The following is a 14,640-nucleotide window of genomic DNA, read 5'->3' on the forward strand; positions in this document are numbered from 1 at the left end:
TGCCGCGAAAAGCTACCAGCCCTTCTGAATGCCGAGCGTCAAAGACCAGTCGCGCGGCATTTGCGGGCCGTTCAGGTCCTGGACGACCGGCATGCCCGCCTCGAGTCCCAGCCGCCACGCGGCCAGAGGTCCGTGCGTCGCGACGAGGTTGAGGCCCGCAAACGCGGTGACACGTTCGCCGCCGGAAAAGTCGGGGTTGGCCGTCTGCACCGGACCCATGATAGCCGGGTCGATCCCCTCGATACGTCCGACGCTTTCCCCTTCGGCGCGCAGCGAAACGGATACGGCCGGATCGAGAGCGTAGGCTGCCCATGCGGTTCCCGTGACCGTGTCGCCGAGATGATAGTTCTCGTCGTTCTCGCCCAGACGCAGCGTGCCCTTCACCTGCCCGCCCCAGCCGAAAGGACCGGTCCGGTCGGTATAGGTAATCCCGGGGAGGAGGTCCCAGGTGCCGGACCCAAGCTGCATCGGGTAGGGCAGGCGCATCTCCTGGCGCATGCCCATGGGGGTGAGGACGTCCCCGCTCTTCGTGATCGGACCGGTCGGGATCGAAATCCCGGCGTTCAGATGCACCGTTTCGCCAAGACCGATGAGTGCGGTGAGGCTGGTGTCGCCGAAGCCGCCGGGCGCCGTTCCGAAGTCACCGAGGACGGCTGTGCCCATGCCGCCCTGATAGGTGATGAGGTCCATCTCCCTGGTGACATAGTTCGCCATTCCCATCAGCGTGACGCGGTCGCTGAGCCCGTACATGCCCCCCAGCATGTGCATATCCATGCGCATCGACTTCGGTACGATGCGGAGGGTCGGCGGCTGGCCGGCCATGCCGGAAAAGCGGTTGGGAATGGTGGTGGCGACCGTGTCGGCGGAGATGTCGCCCGTGCCGACCTGCACGCCGCTCATCTCCATATGCATCAGGCGGTAGCTGAACATGAGTTCGCCGGCGGCATGGCGATGGTCGCCCATGACGCCGATCGGGGCGTGGTCGAGCGCGGACACGTCATGCGCAAAAGCCGCGCACGGGAGCAGCGCCGCGGCAAGCGCCGCGACGGGAAAACTGGTCTTCATCTTCAAAAATCCTTCTTCGTCTGATCAACCGGGTGGTGTCAGGCGAACAGGGGCGGTCCGCGTGCGAGATAGGCCGGGGGCGGCGCGCGGGGGCGCACATCGCGGGGTGGGCGAATTCCGAACAGGCGCGCGTCGGAATGGAAGAGAAGGGCGGCAAGCAGGACGACGGCCAGCAGGGCCGGTGCGCACAGCCCGCCGCACAGATCGCCATGCGAGGACTTCTTGCCGGACGGATCGCCGGTCTCGTCCGCCAGGTCGAGGGTCCTGGTGCCCGCACCCGAACAGATGACGAGCGTACCGCCGGGCGCGAAGACGCTTTCGGCGGTTACGGAGGACGGCAGGCAGCAAGTCGCCATCGCCCAGAGCTGGACGAGAAGCGCGAAGGGGAGAGCCCAGACAAGAGGGCGTTGCAGCCGCATGGCGGCGCTCTGACGTGAAACCTGCGCGAAAGGCAAGCGAGGTGCGCACGCCGCGGCAAAAGGTTCACCCGACGCGGATGATTTTTCCGCGCGCAGCGTCTATCTGGCCGCCATGACCTATACCGCCCCCCTGAAAGACCAGCGTTTCGCGCTGGAGACCTCCGCCCGCCTGTTCGACCTTGCCAGGCTTGAAGGCTTCGAGGCCGTCGAAGAGGATCTGGTCGAGGCCATTCTGACCGAAAGCGGGAAGCTGGCCGGCGAAGTCTGGGCACCGCTCAACCGGGTGGGCGACGAAAAGGGAGCGGTCCTGAAAGACGGGGTCGTTACGCTTCCCGAGGGGTTTCGCGACGGCTACCGCCAATATGTCGACGGCGGCTGGGGCTCGCTGGGCGGCGATCCCGACTATGGCGGGCAGGGTCTGCCCTTTGCGCTGGCGACGGCCTGCCAGGAACAGCTGACCAGCGCCAACATGGCCTTTTCACTATGTCCGATGCTGACGCTGGGCGCGATCGAGGCGTTGACCGCACACGCCTCCGAAGAATTGAAGCAGACCTACCTGACAAAGCTGATTTCGGGCGAGTGGACGGGCACGATGAACCTGACCGAGCCGCAGGCCGGATCGGACGTCGGCGCCCTGAGAACGACGGCGACGCCGGCAGAGGATAGCCACTTTCCGGACAGCTGGCGCATCAAGGGCCAGAAGATCTACATCACCTGGGGCGAGCATGACGTGGCCGACAATATCGTCCATCTCGTGCTGGCGCGGACGCCCGATGCCCCGGCTGGAACCAAGGGCATCAGCCTGTTCGTGGTGCCGAAATTCCTGCCCGATGCGGAGGGCAATTTCACGCGCCGCAACGACCTGACCTGCGTCGGGCTGGAAGAGAAGCTGGGCATCCATGCCTCGCCGACCTGCACGATGAGCTTCGGCGACGAAGATGCGTGCGTGGGTTTCATGGTCGGCCGCGAGATGGGCGGCATGCGCGCCATGTTCACGATGATGAACCATGCCCGCATCAATGTTGGCCTGCAGGGCGTCGCCATCGGCGAGCGCGCGTACCAGCAGGCCCTGGCCTATGCCAAGGAGCGCGTGCAGTCGGCGAAGATCGGCGCGACGACGCGCGATCCCGTCGCCATCGTCGACCATGCCGATGTGCGCCGCATGCTGATGACCATGCGCACGAGTACCGAGGCCATGCGGGCGCTGGCCTATGCCAATGCCGCGGCGGTCGACCGGGCGCACGCCCTGCCGGAGGGCGACGAGCAGGTTGCCGCGCAGGGGCGCGCGGACCTGCTGACCCCCATCACCAAGGCCTGGTGCACCGACCTCGGCGTCGAACTCGCCTCGCTGGGCGTACAGGTCCATGGCGGCATGGGCTTCGTCGAGGAAACCGGCGCGGCGCAGCATTACCGCGACGCGCGCATCGCGCCGATCTACGAGGGCACGAACGGCATCCAGGCGCTCGACCTGGTCGGCCGCAAGCTGAACATGGCGGGCGGCGCGCACTGGAAAGCGCTGCTGGACGACATCCGCGCCGACCTGCCGGACCTGGAACCGGATCAGCGCGCGGTCATGTCCGCGGCCGCGGCCACCTTCGAAACGGGCGCGAACTGGCTGACCGATCCGGATCGCGGCGCCAACGATCCCGCCGCCGGGGCGCAGCCCTTCACCCGTCTTTCCGGTTATGTCGTCGGCGGCTGGCTGATGGCGCAGCAGGCGAAGGAAGCACGGCGGCGCCTGGATGCCGGCGAAGGGGACGCGGACTTCCTGAAGGCCAAGATCGCCAGCGCGGATTTCTTCATCCTGCAACTGGTGCCCACCGGCATGGCGCTGCTGGGGGCGGTCATGGCCGGCGAAGGTCCGCTTTACGCGATCGCCGACGAAGCGCTGTAGGGCGCGGGTCCGGGCGCGAATCAGTCCTCGCCAAAGGCCCGGGCGTAGCGGGCGCGTCCCGAGCGGGGCGCGTCCTTCGTAAGGCGGAGAGCCTGGAAATAGGGCGGGTCATAGGCGCTGTCGAAGGCTGCCGCCGTTTCCGAGGCGAAGCCGAAGCGCCGGTAGAAGTCCGGATTGCCGAGCAGGAAAATCATGGTCGCGCCGTAGCCCGTCGCGCGGGCGATCGCGGCGTCCATAAGCATGGAGCCGATCCCGCGGCGCCACGCCTCCGGCGAGGTGGAGAGGGGGCCGAGGCCGAGCGCACCTGTCGGGTCCCGCATGGTGGAGAGCATGACATGGCCGACGACCCTGCCGTCCATTTCGGCGACAAGCTCGATGGCGGCATCGCCGTCCCGCCGCAGGGCCTCTACCAGCTCCGCCTCGCCCGCATGTCCGCGCGGGCCTGCGGTGAATGCCGACCGGGTCACCTCCGCAATCGCCTCGTCGTCATCGGGAGTGCGCGGACGGATGTTCATGCGAAGACCTTGCCCGGGTTCATGATGCCGTGCGGATCGAGCGCGCGCTTCACAGCCCGCATGGCCGCCAGCTTCCCGGGGTCGCCGAGCCGGGCGAGAGCCTCCGCCTTCAGCGTGCCGATGCCATGTTCGGCGCTGATCGAGCCGCCTGCTGCTGCGATCTGCTCGTAAACGAACCCGGTTATCTCGGGCCGGAGCGCGATGAGATCGTCGCGGTCGAGCGCGTCGGTCGAGCGCACGTTGAAGTGGATATTGCCGTCGCCCAGATGACCGAAGGCGATCATGCTGGTGCCGGGCCAGCGCCGCTCGATTTCGGCGCCGACCTCTGTGACGAAGCGGGGCATGTCCGATACCGGCACGGAAATATCGTGCTTTATGGCGAGGCCGTCGGCGCGCTCGGCCTCGGCAATGGTTTCGCGCAGGCGCCAGAGCTCCTCTCGCTCGCGCCCCGACCCCGCGAGAACCGCGTCTGCGGCAAGCCCATCCTCGATGGCTGCGGCAAGGGCGGTTTCGAGAAGGCCGCGCTGGGTTCCCTCAGCGCCTGTTCCCGTCAGTTCGGCGAGGACGTACCAGGCATGCCCGGCGGCGAGGGGGTCGCGGGTGTTGTCGACATGTGCCGTCACGAGATCGACGGCGATGCGGGGGATCAGCTCGAAGCTGTCCACCTGACCTCCGGTGGCGGCCTGCAGCCTTGCCAGCAGCTGAAGCGCAGCTGCCGGCGAGGAAAGACCGACCAGCGCCGTCGCCGTTTCGGCGGGGGCCGGAAGCAGGCGCAGCGAGGCGCGGGTGACGATACCGAGCGTCCCCTCGGCCCCGATCAGCAACTGCTTCAGGTCGTAGCCGGTATTGTCCTTTCTGAGCGGAGCAAGCTGGTTCAGCACATTGCCGCCGGCAAGCACGGCCTCCAGCCCCAGCACCTGCGCGCGCATGGCACCGTAGCGCAGCACCTGCGTGCCGCCCGCATTGGTCGAGATGAGCCCGCCGATGGTCGCGGAGCCCTTGGCGCCGAGCGACAGGGGGAACATCAGCTGGCTTTCCGCGGCGGCCTCATGGAGGGTCTGTAGAATGACGCCCGCCTGCACGCGCGCCGTCGCGCCCTCGGCATCGACCAGTTGGATCTCGTTCATGCGTTCGAGGCTAAGAAGGACCGCGGTGCCGTCCCCTTCCGGAACCGAGCCGCCCACAAGGCCGCTATTGCCGCCCTGAGGGACGAGGGGGACGCCTTCGCGCGCGGCAAGGCGAACGACGTCTGCAACCTCGGACGTCGTGCCGGGGCGCAGGATGAGAGAGGCCGCGCCGGTCTTGGTCCCGCGCCAGTCGGTCAGATAGCGTTCGGCATCGGCAGGGCTGGAGGCGGGATCGATCGCCTGGCCGCCCGCGGCGGCGCGAAACTCCTCTTTCAACCGATCGTCCATGGCGCGGCCCCTACCGCCCTTCGGGAAAAAGAGCGACCGTTGCAGGAAAGTGACGGTCGGGGCGGCAAGTCGCCAGATTTCGCAGTTTTGCTAGGCTGTAGAGGCTGGACAAGTTTGTCGCAGGCTCGGAAGATCGAGACGCTAATCCGGGGGACTTCAAGAAGCACACCACTCCCCGGCAGGTGCCAGCTACGTTTCACAAAAGAAACGGGCGGGCGAGACCAACATAATCCTGGGGAGGATGCCGAATATGTCGAAGACCGTGCGCGCCCGAAGTGCGTTTGCCGCCACCGTGTCCCTTGCCGCGCTTGTCGCTGCCTATCCAGCGGCGGCACAGGAAGTTGCCCAGACGCCCGCAGAAGCCGCGAGTACCCCAGCTGCCGGGGGCGTTCCCGAAGCCGCAGTCACGCGCGGCATTCCGACCATCGTCGTCACCGCACAGCGGCGGGCGGAAAGCCTGCAGGACGTGCCGGTCGCGGTCAGCGCCTTCTCCGACGAATCGCTGGCGGCTCAGCAGATCGAGAACACGCTCGACCTGCAGCAGGCGCTGCCCAACACGACCTTCACCGGCGGCAATTTCGGCGGCGCGAACATCACCATTCGCGGTATCGGCTCACCGGTGGTTGCCGCGTCCGGCGACGCGGGCGTCGGTGTGCACATCAACGACATGCCGCTGCTGGGATCGGGCGGCCTGTTCGACACCGAGTTCTTCGACATCGAACGTATCGAAGTGCTGCGCGGCCCGCAGGGGACGCTGTTCGGCCGCAACGCGACCGGCGGTGTCATCAACCTGATCACCGCGAAGCCCGACCTGTCCGGCTTCGGCGCGAGCGGCGAGGTGCAATATGGCAATTACAATGCGCTGAGCACGCGCGGCATGGTGAATGTGCCGCTGGGCGATGCAGTGGGCGTCCGCCTGGCCGGTCTCTACCTGAACCGCGACGGCTTCACCGACAATCTGTTCACCGGCGACGATATCGACGGACGCGACAATTATTCGCTGCGCGGCACGATCGGGTTCGAGCCGACCTCGAACACGTCGGGCTATGTCACGGTGCAGTATCAGAAGGAGGATTCGAGCCGGGCGCGCAACCAGAAGCAGCTGTGCGCGACCGATCCGACCGGCGTTCTCGGCTGCCGTCCCGACCGGCTGGATACTCAGCCCGTGAACGGCAACGCGACGCTCGCGACGATCCTGTCGAGTGCCGAATTCCTGACGGTCGCCGCCTCGCCGGCGCTGGCGCCCTTCGCGCTTGGAAGCCTGTACGGGCCGAACCCGTTCGCCGATACTGTGACGCCCGAGAATCTGCGCGCGGTCTCGATCGACTTCGAGCCGACCTACGAGTCCGAATATTTCGTGGCGCAGGGCGAGCTCGAGCATGATTTCGGCAACCTGACAGCGACGCTGAACGGCGGTTACTCGACGGCGAAAACCGACTCCTACGGCGACTATAACCTCAACGTCACGTCGAGCGTCCTGCCGCAGATCGCCCAGCTGCAGGCCTTCGCGTCGATCACCGACCCGGCCAATCCCGCATTCCCGCTGGCAGGCATCGCACAGGGAATCCTCGCCACGCCGCTGTTCCAGAACGGACAGATCTGCGTGTCGGACGCGAACCGCGACTATGTCGGGTTCATCGGCGGCGACATCTATGGCTGCGCCGACAACACGACCGAATATGACCGCGACACCGACGATGTGGAGCAGTGGTCCGCCGAGGCCCGCATCGCGTCCGACTTCGACGGTCCGTTCAACTTCCTCCTCGGCGGCATCTACCTGCACGCCAAGGTCGACACGAACTATTATGTGGCGGCGTCGGGCCTCGATTATGCGAACCTGCTGCTTGGCGGTCCCGCGAGCGGCTTTGCCGCGGCCACAGGTCCGACGACCTTCTCGTCGGAAACAAACGACTATGAGCTGGATAGCTATGGCCTGTTCGGCGAAGCCTATGTCGACTTCACCGACGAACTGTCGCTGACGCTGGGCCTGCGCTACTCGAAGGACGACAAGTCGGTCGCCGACCGCCAGCTGCTGGCGAACGTGCCCATCCCGTTCGGAACGACGACGCTGACGCCGGAGCTGCTCGAGGCCGGCGGATATGATGCCGATCCCGACACGCCGGGCCTGCAGACCTTCCGCCGGTCCGAAGCCTCGTTCGAGGAAGTGACGGGCCGGGCGCTGCTGTCCTGGAACCCGTATACCAGCTTTTCCGACGACACGCTGGTCTACGCCAGCTTCTCTCGCGGCTATAAGCCGGGCGGCATCAACCCGCCGTTCGACAGCTCGCTGTTCAACGCGCCGCAGACCTTCGACTCGGAAATCATCAAGGCCTTCGAGATCGGCACGAAGAATACCTTCGGCGGCGGCGTGGCCGTCATCAACCTGACCGCCTTCTACTATGACTATTCGGACTTCCAGGTCAGCCGCATCTTCAACCGCACGTCGTTCAACGACAATACGGACGCAGAGATCTACGGCGTCGAGCTGGAGTCGGTCTTCAACCCGACCGACGCTCTGACGATCAATCTTACCGGGTCGTACCAGAAGACGGAGATCAAGGATCTGGTGGTCCAGGACACCCGCGATCCGTCGGGCGGGCGTTCGAACGCGGTCATCATCAAGGACATCACGACGGCCAGCAACTGCGTGTTCACCTCGGACACGCTCGACCAGGCCACGCTCGGCGCGCTCGTCAGTGGGTTCAACTCAGCGCTGGGCCTTCAGGGCGCGGTACCGGTACCGGGCACGCAGGCACTGGGTGCCTATTCCATCTGTAGTGCGCTCGCCGGTGCGGCGGCCACAGGTGAGTTGGGGCCCGCCTCCGACCTGATCTCGCTGGACGTCCTCAATGACGGAACGCCGATCCTTCCCGACGGCGTGCCGTTCGACCTCTCAGGCAACGAACTGCTCAACTCGCCGAACTGGAAATTCTCCGTTGGTGCGCAGTACGAAATCGACCTGGCCGGTGGATGGGTCCTGACCCCGCGTGCCGATCTCAATTTCGTCGGAAACGCCTTCGCGACCAACTACAACCGGCCTGTCGACAAGATCGGTGCCTATGAGATCGTGAACGCGCAGCTGACACTGACGTCGCCCGACGATCGCTTCTACGTGCGCGGCTTCATCACGAACGCGTTCGACGTGGAGGCGCAGACGGGCCGGTACGTGACCGACCAGTCGTCGGGCCTGTTCACCAACATCTACCTGACCGAGCCGCAGCGTTACGGCGCCGCGGTGGGCTTCCGCTTCTAGCGGGCCCTGGCCGCGAAAAGGGCGGCACGACGGGATAAAAAGGGGGAAGGGGCGGCAATCCACACAGGGTTTGCCGCCCCTTTTTATGCCGCCCGGCCCGGTCCTAAGCTTCCGTTCAGGCGAGTTTCGGCTAGTAAGGCGCCCATGCGACTATTCACGACCCTGCTTCTCAGCCTGATCATGTCCTTCGCCGCGGCGGCGCAGGACCGCGCGGTGCCCGACATCGTTCCCGACGAGAATATCCTGAACCTCGACCTGTCGACCGGGGGGCGCGTGCGAATCATCCTGCGACCCGACATCGCCCCCAACCATGTCGAGCGGATCCGCACCCTGGCAGAACAGGGATTCTATGACGGCGTCGTCTTCCACCGGGTGATCCCGGGGTTCATGGCGCAGACCGGCGACCCGCTGGGAACGGGCCAGGGGAGCAGCGACCTTCCCGACCTGGAAGCGGAGTTCACGCGCACGCCGCACTTGCGCGGCACCGTCTCCATGGCGCGGGCGCAGGCGGAGAATTCCGCGAACAGCCAGTTCTTCATCGTCTACATGCCCACGACGACGCTCGACGAGAACTACACCGTCTTCGGCCGGGTCTTCGACGGCATGCAATTCGTCGATGCCATCGCTCCGGGGGAGCCGCCCGCCAATCCCGACCGCATCGTCCAGGCCCGCATCGGCAGGAACGTTCCGCAGCCGTCATCCGATATGCTCGCCGCCGCGCCCGCCTCCCGGGAGGCGTCAGCGGGCATGGACGCGCTGACCTCGGCAATGCCGGAAGGCTTCGGCGACACTCCCACGCCGGATGCGCCCGCTCGGACGCCGCCGGTAGAGCCCAGCGCGGACGGCCCCGCCGATAGCGCCGATGGCGAAGGCCAGGACGAGCCCGTCGGGGTGGACGCGCGAGCCGAGGAGCCGGCGTCGGGGCCCGAGACCGAGGACCCCTCGCGCTAGGGAGAGTTCTGTGCGGGTCTCCGACTTCGATTTCGACCTGCCGGAAGAGTTGATCGCGCTACGTCCGGCGGTTCCGCGTGACAGCGCGCGGCTTCTCCATGCTACACCCGATGCGCTTGCCGACCGGACGGTCATCGATCTTCCCGACTTGCTGCAGCCGGGCGATGCGCTGGTGTTCAACGACACGCGGGTCATTCCCGCGCAGCTGACGGGACGGCGCGGCGACGCCACGATCGGCATCACGCTGCACAAGCGGGAGGATGCCGTAACCTGGCTCGCCTTTCTGAAAAATGCACGCCGCGCCCGCCTGGGCGACCGTATCGAGATCAGCCCTACCCTTGCCGCCCTCGTCGAGGAGAAGAGCGAGAAGGGTGTGCGGCTGCGCTTCGAGGCGGACGGTCCGCTGGAGGCGGAGATCGCCGCAGCGGGCACCATGCCGCTGCCCCCCTATATCGCGTCGAAGCGGCGGATCGACGAGCGGGACGGCGAGGACTACCAGACCATGTTCGCGCGCCGCGAAGGCGCGGTGGCGGCGCCGACCGCCTCTCTGCATTTCACGCCGCGCCTGCTCGAGGCCATCGCAGCCCGGGGCGTGCTGACCGAGACGCTGACCCTGCATGTGGGGGCGGGGACGTTCCTGCCGGTAAAGGCGGAAGATACCGAAGAGCATAGCATGCATGCCGAATGGGGCGAGCTGGGCGCGGATGCCGCCGCGCGGCTGAACGAGGTCCGGGCGCGGGGCGGGCGCATCGTGGCGGCCGGGACGACCTCGCTGCGCCTTCTGGAAAGCGCCGCGGGCGATGACGGTCTGCTCTCGCCCTTTGCCGGCGACACGGACATCTTCATCACCCCGGGCTACCGCTTTCGCGCCGTAGGCGGGCTGATGACCAATTTCCATCTGCCGCGCTCGACCCTGTTCATGCTCGTGAGCGCGCTGATGGGCCTGGAGCGCATGCACGGGGTCTACGACCACGCCATCAAGGAGCGGTACCGCTTCTACTCCTATGGCGATTCCAGCCTGCTGATGCCCTGAAGAGGCTTGAACGCCGAGCTGTATTGCGGTAGCAACACAGCTGAAGGAGAATGTTCATGCGCCTGTTGCTGCTTGCCGCCCTGGTCGCGGCCCCCGGCCTGGCCGCCTGCGACGCGGACGGCGACTGGTCGGCGACGAAGGAAGGTGACCGTATCGTGGCCGAAGTGATGGCGGGCACCGACTCCTGGTCCGCCGACGACGTAACGGTGAACGGCGTCGACCTGTATCCCGGCAGCCGCATTACCAATGCTGGCTTCGACGTCTCCACCTCGGGCGGCGGCGGTCAGCTGTCGATCAGCTTCGAGAGCGACGACGATGTCGAGACGGTGCGCGACTATTTCCGCTCGTCCTTTGCCGAGGAAGGTGTCGAACTGCTGGAGCAGGGCGATCGCATTACCGGCGTGACCGAGGGCGAAAACGCCTTCTCCATCACCCTGTCGGAAGGCGAGGACGGCGGCACCGTCGGCGAGCTGACGGCGATTTCCGAGGACTAGCGCGACCTGCGGAGCGATTGAAACGCACCGCCTGCTGCGGCAAGGCGGCGCCATGGCCCCCCGTTTCGCCTTCGAACTGTCCGCAACCGACGGCCGCGCGCGGCGCGGCACGATCCGCATGCGGCGCGGCGAGATCCGAACGCCTGCCTTCATGCCGGTGGGCACGGCGGCGACCGTGAAGGCGATGAAGCCGCAAGCCGTGCGCGATACGGGCGCGGATATCCTGCTCGGCAATACCTATCACCTGATGCTGCGTCCCGGCGACGAGCGGATTGCGCGCCTGGGCGGGCTGCACGAGTTCATGAAATGGGAGCGGCCGATCCTGACCGACAGCGGCGGCTTCCAGGTGATGAGTCTGTCCGAACTGACGCAGCAGTCGGAAGAGGGCGTTGCTTTCAAGAGCCATCTGGACGGCAGCCGCCACCTGCTGTCGCCGGAACGCTCGATGGAGATCCAGCGCAATCTGGACAGCGACATCGTCATGGCCTTCGACGAGTGCACCTCCTGGCCCGTCGAGCGTGACGCAGCGGCAGCCTCCATGCACCGGTCGATGCGCTGGGCCGCGCGAAGCCGGGCTGGCTTCGACAGCGGCGAAGCGCACGCTGCCGGCGCCACCCTGTTCGGGATCCAGCAAGGCTCGATGTTCGAGGATTTGCGGTGGGAAAGCTCCCACGCGCTGCAGGACATCGGGTTCGACGGCTATGCGGTCGGGGGGCTGGCCGTGGGTGAGGGGCAGGAGCAGATGTTCGCGGTGCTGGACTATGCGCCCGAACTGCTGCCCCGGGACCGGCCGCGTTACCTGATGGGCGTGGGCAAGCCAGACGACCTGGTCGGCGCTGTGGCGCGCGGCATCGACATGTTCGATTGCGTCCTGCCGACGCGCTCTGGCCGTACGGGGCAGGCGTTTACCCATGACGGCCCGATCAATATCAAGAATGCGCGCTTTGCCGAGGATCGCGGGCCGATCGACGGCGACTGCCGCTGTGCGGTCTGCGAAACGTTCGAGCGCGCCTATCTGCACCATCTGGTGCGGAGCGGTGAAATCCTCGGCGCCATGCTGATGACGGAGCACAACCTCTCCTTCTATCAGCAGTTGATGGCAGGCATGCGCGCCGCCATCGAGGAGGCACGCTTCGGCACCTTCGCTGCCGAATTCACGACGAGATATGGGAGGACGAAGAATGGCACTGGTTGACGTCGAGAGGAATCCGGCAGGCTATGCTGTCGTCACGCTGAACCGCCCGGGAGCCATGAACGCCCTGTCGCAGGAGCTGCGCAGCGATCTGGCGCGGGCCGTGCGCGAGCTGGAAGACGACGAAGATATCCGCGTGCTGATTCTGACCGGAGCCGGTGAGCGCGCCTTCACCGCAGGGCTGGACCTGAAGGAGCTTGCAGGCGGTGCCAGCGTCGGCGCGGCGGTGGACGAAGAAGACCCGGTGCAGTCGCTGAACCAGTTTTCCGGCCCGATCATCGGCGCCATCAACGGCGTCGCGATCACGGGCGGTTTCGAAGTGGCGCTGGCCTGCGACGTGCTGATCGCGAGCGAAAATGCCCGCTTTGCCGATACCCATGCGCGGGTCGGCATCATGCCCGGCTGGGGCCTGTCGCAGAAACTGTCGCGCATCGTCGGCGTGAACCGGGCGAAGGAACTGTCGCTGACCGGCAACTTCATCGGTGCGGCGCAGGCGGCCGAATGGGGCCTCGTCAACCGCGTCGTCCCGGCGGGCGACCTGCTGCCGACCTGCCGCCAACTGGCGGAGGACATGCTGTCCACGGACCCTCAGATGCTGAAGGATTATCTCGCGCTGATCGACGACGGCTATGCCACAACGTTTGCCGAGGGGATGGAGCTGGAGAGCCGCGCCTCCGAGCGCAACCGCTCGGTCACGGCCGACGATGTCGGCGCGCGCATTGCCGGCGTGCAGGCGCGCGGGCGCGCCCAGAAGAGCTAAACGGGGAATCGGAGCGGCAAACGGCCGCCGGCAGGAAGGGAAGGGAGGCGTCGCCGCCTCCCTTTGTCTTGCCGATCAGAGACCTTTGAAGTCGGCCTTGCGCTTTCCGAGGAAGGCGGAGACGCCTTCCTTGAAGTCCTCGGTACGGCCGGCCTTCAACTGGTTGATCCGCTCGACGCGCAGACCCTCGGACAGCGTCCGGTCCATGCAGTCGCGCACGCCTTGGCGGATCATCGCATAGGCCTGGGTCGGTCCCTTGGCGAAGCGCTGGGCGAGCGTCTTCGCCTCGTCCATGAGCGTGTCGCCGGGCACAACCTTGTAGGCAAGGCCCCAGTCGAGCGCCTTCTCGGCCGGAATCTTCTCACCCAGCATCATCATCTCGAGCGCGCGCGCTCGGCCGACGATGCGCGGCAGCAGCCAGGTCGAACCGACGTCGGGCACGAGACCGATATTGACGAAGGCCTGCAGGAAATAGGCCTCCTCGGCGCAGATGACGAAGTCGCCGCAAATGGCGAGCGAGCAGCCCGCGCCTGCCGCCGGGCCGTTGACCGCGGTGATGATGGGCGCGTTGAGCGCCATAAGATTTTCAAGGAGCGGGTTATAGTGCGTCTCAAGCACCTTGCCCGCGTCGGGCTTGCCCGTGCCGCGGTCGCCTGTCCCGTCGCCGGATAGGTCGGCGCCGGAAGAAAAGCCCCGGCCCGCGCCGGTAAGGATCAGCGCGCGCAGGGTTTCGTCGTCGCGAACGCGCTGCACGGCGTCGATCATCTCCTCGACCGTGGCGAGATTGAGGCCGTTCAGGACCTTCGGACGGTTGATCGTCAGCGTCGCAACGCTGTCTTCGCTCTCCAGCAGGATGTTCTCATAGTCCATGTCGTCGGTCCCTTGCGGCAGTAGTGAGCTGTGGGGTCCGCTTTAACGCGGGGGAAGTGCGAGCTAAGCCCGCGAAAGGGGGAGGGGCCAGCCCCTCTCCCGGCAATCCGGGCGCGAAGTTATTCCGCCGCCGCCGCATGGCTCGACAGGCGCGACAGCCATAGCGGGTAGCCGCCGCATAGCCAGGGTTCGGACGTGCCGGAAGGCCAGGGACCGAGCAGCGTAATGGCCGCCTGAAGCAGCGGCTCGATCCGGTCCGCCGGTCCGAACGCCTCCATACAGACGGTATGCCAGGCAGAGCCGGCACATTCGACATCGGATATCTCGAGGCCGACGCCTTCCTCGGCGGCCTCTTCGGAATCGATGCCGTGCCAGACGCCCCCGGCAAACTCCAGGAGGCGCCGGAAGCGCGTTTTGCCCACGGGCAGGGTGGTCCCGGTCGTCAGCGACAGCGGCAGACCGCTGCTCTTGACCCAGATTTCGGCCTGGCAGCCCATCTGCGGCGGCAGCGACAGGTCGGGGAGGTCGACGAGGACTTTCACTTCGGTGGCGCCGTAGCCGCGCTGCTTGATGCCGATGTCCGTTGCCTCGGCATGTGCAAGATAAAGGTCGGTGCGTCTGTCGACCAGCGGTTCGGCGCCCTGCAGGAGCCATTCCGTCAGCGGTCGGGTGCGCTCGCCCCGCCACCACCATCTCAATTCTGCCGTACGCCACATGGCGGGGACCATAAACCGCCGATGACGCATGGCAATTCGTTCCTGAGCGCGGCAGGAGACGGC

The 14,640-nt window shown here is 66.5% G+C and carries 13 protein-coding genes; 7 read left to right on the forward strand and 6 right to left on the reverse strand.

Annotation, left to right across the window (positions count from 1 at the left end; translation table 11 throughout):
* Positions 1 to 12 precede the first annotated feature (12 nt).
* Together KCN53_RS05805 and KCN53_RS05810 are read right to left on the reverse strand one after the other, a co-directional pair.
* Positions 13 to 1,065 carry a transporter family protein gene (locus KCN53_RS05805; protein ID WP_088711020.1) on the reverse strand — a complete coding sequence of 351 codons (1,053 nt, stop codon included), beginning with the start codon at positions 1,063 to 1,065 and terminating at the stop codon, positions 13 to 15.
* Between the two features lie 38 nt (positions 1,066 to 1,103).
* A complete protein-coding gene (locus KCN53_RS05810) occupies positions 1,104 to 1,484 on the reverse strand; it encodes a hypothetical protein (RefSeq protein WP_088711019.1) in 381 nt (126 codons plus the stop codon).
* 112 nt (positions 1,485 to 1,596) lie between these two features.
* Between KCN53_RS05810 and KCN53_RS05815 the strand changes: the two genes are divergently transcribed.
* Positions 1,597 to 3,378, forward strand: a complete 1,782-nt coding sequence (locus KCN53_RS05815; protein WP_088711018.1) for an acyl-CoA dehydrogenase — start codon at positions 1,597 to 1,599, stop codon at positions 3,376 to 3,378.
* 20 nt (positions 3,379 to 3,398) lie between these two features.
* Here KCN53_RS05815 and KCN53_RS05820 read toward each other — a convergent pair whose 3' ends face one another.
* Together KCN53_RS05820 and KCN53_RS05825 are read right to left on the reverse strand one after the other, a co-directional pair.
* Positions 3,399 to 3,893 carry a GNAT family N-acetyltransferase gene (locus KCN53_RS05820; RefSeq protein WP_088711017.1) on the reverse strand — a complete coding sequence of 165 codons (495 nt, stop codon included), beginning with the start codon at positions 3,891 to 3,893 and terminating at the stop codon, positions 3,399 to 3,401.
* Complete coding sequence (locus KCN53_RS05825) at positions 3,890 to 5,308, reverse strand: FAD-binding oxidoreductase (RefSeq protein WP_088711016.1); 1,419 nt, start codon at positions 5,306 to 5,308, stop codon at positions 3,890 to 3,892. Before KCN53_RS05825 ends, KCN53_RS05820 begins: the two co-directional genes overlap by 4 nt.
* A gap of 250 nt (positions 5,309 to 5,558) precedes the next feature.
* Here KCN53_RS05825 and KCN53_RS05830 point away from each other — a divergent pair, with 250 nt between their 5' ends.
* From KCN53_RS05830 to KCN53_RS05855, 6 genes are all read left to right on the forward strand, one after another.
* A complete protein-coding gene (locus KCN53_RS05830; RefSeq protein WP_172406135.1) occupies positions 5,559 to 8,561 on the forward strand; it encodes a TonB-dependent receptor in 3,003 nt (1,000 codons plus the stop codon).
* A 144-nt stretch (positions 8,562 to 8,705) separates the two neighbouring features.
* Positions 8,706 to 9,512, forward strand: coding sequence for a peptidylprolyl isomerase (locus KCN53_RS05835; protein ID WP_088711014.1), 807 nt, complete (start codon positions 8,706 to 8,708; stop codon positions 9,510 to 9,512).
* A 10-nt stretch (positions 9,513 to 9,522) separates the two neighbouring features.
* A complete protein-coding gene (gene queA / locus KCN53_RS05840; RefSeq protein WP_088711013.1) occupies positions 9,523 to 10,545 on the forward strand; it encodes a tRNA preQ1(34) S-adenosylmethionine ribosyltransferase-isomerase QueA in 1,023 nt (340 codons plus the stop codon).
* Positions 10,546 to 10,601: 56 nt separating this feature from the next.
* Positions 10,602 to 11,039: a hypothetical protein gene (locus KCN53_RS05845; RefSeq protein WP_143712154.1), complete on the forward strand. Its 438-nt coding sequence runs from the start codon at positions 10,602 to 10,604 to the stop codon at positions 11,037 to 11,039.
* Between the two features lie 52 nt (positions 11,040 to 11,091).
* Positions 11,092 to 12,234 (forward strand): tRNA guanosine(34) transglycosylase Tgt, encoded by a 1,143-nt coding sequence (gene tgt, locus KCN53_RS05850; RefSeq protein ID WP_088711011.1) that lies wholly within the window; start codon positions 11,092 to 11,094, stop codon positions 12,232 to 12,234.
* Positions 12,221 to 12,991 carry an enoyl-CoA hydratase gene (locus KCN53_RS05855; protein WP_088711010.1) on the forward strand — a complete coding sequence of 257 codons (771 nt, stop codon included), beginning with the start codon at positions 12,221 to 12,223 and terminating at the stop codon, positions 12,989 to 12,991. The genes tgt and KCN53_RS05855 overlap by 14 nt, the downstream gene beginning before the upstream one ends.
* 75 nt (positions 12,992 to 13,066) lie before the next feature.
* Here KCN53_RS05855 and KCN53_RS05860 read toward each other — a convergent pair whose 3' ends face one another.
* Both KCN53_RS05860 and KCN53_RS05865 read right to left on the reverse strand, forming a co-directional pair.
* On the reverse strand, positions 13,067 to 13,861 hold the full coding sequence (locus KCN53_RS05860; protein ID WP_088711009.1) for an enoyl-CoA hydratase-related protein: 795 nt from the start codon (positions 13,859 to 13,861) through the stop codon (positions 13,067 to 13,069).
* Positions 13,862 to 13,980: 119 nt separating this feature from the next.
* Complete coding sequence (locus tag KCN53_RS05865; protein ID WP_143712153.1) at positions 13,981 to 14,577, reverse strand: hypothetical protein; 597 nt, start codon at positions 14,575 to 14,577, stop codon at positions 13,981 to 13,983.
* Positions 14,578 to 14,640: the final 63 nt, after the last annotated feature.

The organism is Pacificimonas aurantium (assembly GCF_020092905.1).
Lineage (GTDB): Bacteria > Pseudomonadota > Alphaproteobacteria > Sphingomonadales > Sphingomonadaceae > Pacificimonas > Pacificimonas aurantium.

Bases quoted from the DNA above. Each gene is read 5' to 3' on its own strand.
- KCN53_RS05805 (WP_088711020.1), bottom strand. From the start codon at position 1,065: ATGAAGACCAGTTTTCCCGTCGCGGCGCTTGCCGCGGCGCTGCTCCCG.
- KCN53_RS05810 (WP_088711019.1), bottom strand. From the start codon at position 1,484: ATGCGGCTGCAACGCCCTCTTGTCTGGGCTCTCCCCTTCGCGCTTCTC.
- KCN53_RS05815 (WP_088711018.1), top strand. From the start codon at position 1,597: ATGACCTATACCGCCCCCCTGAAAGACCAGCGTTTCGCGCTGGAGACC.
- KCN53_RS05820 (WP_088711017.1), bottom strand. From the start codon at position 3,893: ATGAACATCCGTCCGCGCACTCCCGATGACGACGAGGCGATTGCGGAG.
- KCN53_RS05825 (WP_088711016.1), bottom strand. From the start codon at position 5,308: ATGGACGATCGGTTGAAAGAGGAGTTTCGCGCCGCCGCGGGCGGCCAG.
- KCN53_RS05830 (WP_172406135.1), top strand. From the start codon at position 5,559: ATGTCGAAGACCGTGCGCGCCCGAAGTGCGTTTGCCGCCACCGTGTCC.
- KCN53_RS05835 (WP_088711014.1), top strand. From the start codon at position 8,706: ATGCGACTATTCACGACCCTGCTTCTCAGCCTGATCATGTCCTTCGCC.
- KCN53_RS05845 (WP_143712154.1), top strand. From the start codon at position 10,602: ATGCGCCTGTTGCTGCTTGCCGCCCTGGTCGCGGCCCCCGGCCTGGCC.
- tgt (WP_088711011.1), top strand. From the start codon at position 11,092: ATGGCCCCCCGTTTCGCCTTCGAACTGTCCGCAACCGACGGCCGCGCG.
- KCN53_RS05855 (WP_088711010.1), top strand. From the start codon at position 12,221: ATGGCACTGGTTGACGTCGAGAGGAATCCGGCAGGCTATGCTGTCGTC.
- KCN53_RS05860 (WP_088711009.1), bottom strand. From the start codon at position 13,861: ATGGACTATGAGAACATCCTGCTGGAGAGCGAAGACAGCGTTGCGACG.
- KCN53_RS05865 (WP_143712153.1), bottom strand. From the start codon at position 14,577: ATGTGGCGTACGGCAGAATTGAGATGGTGGTGGCGGGGCGAGCGCACC.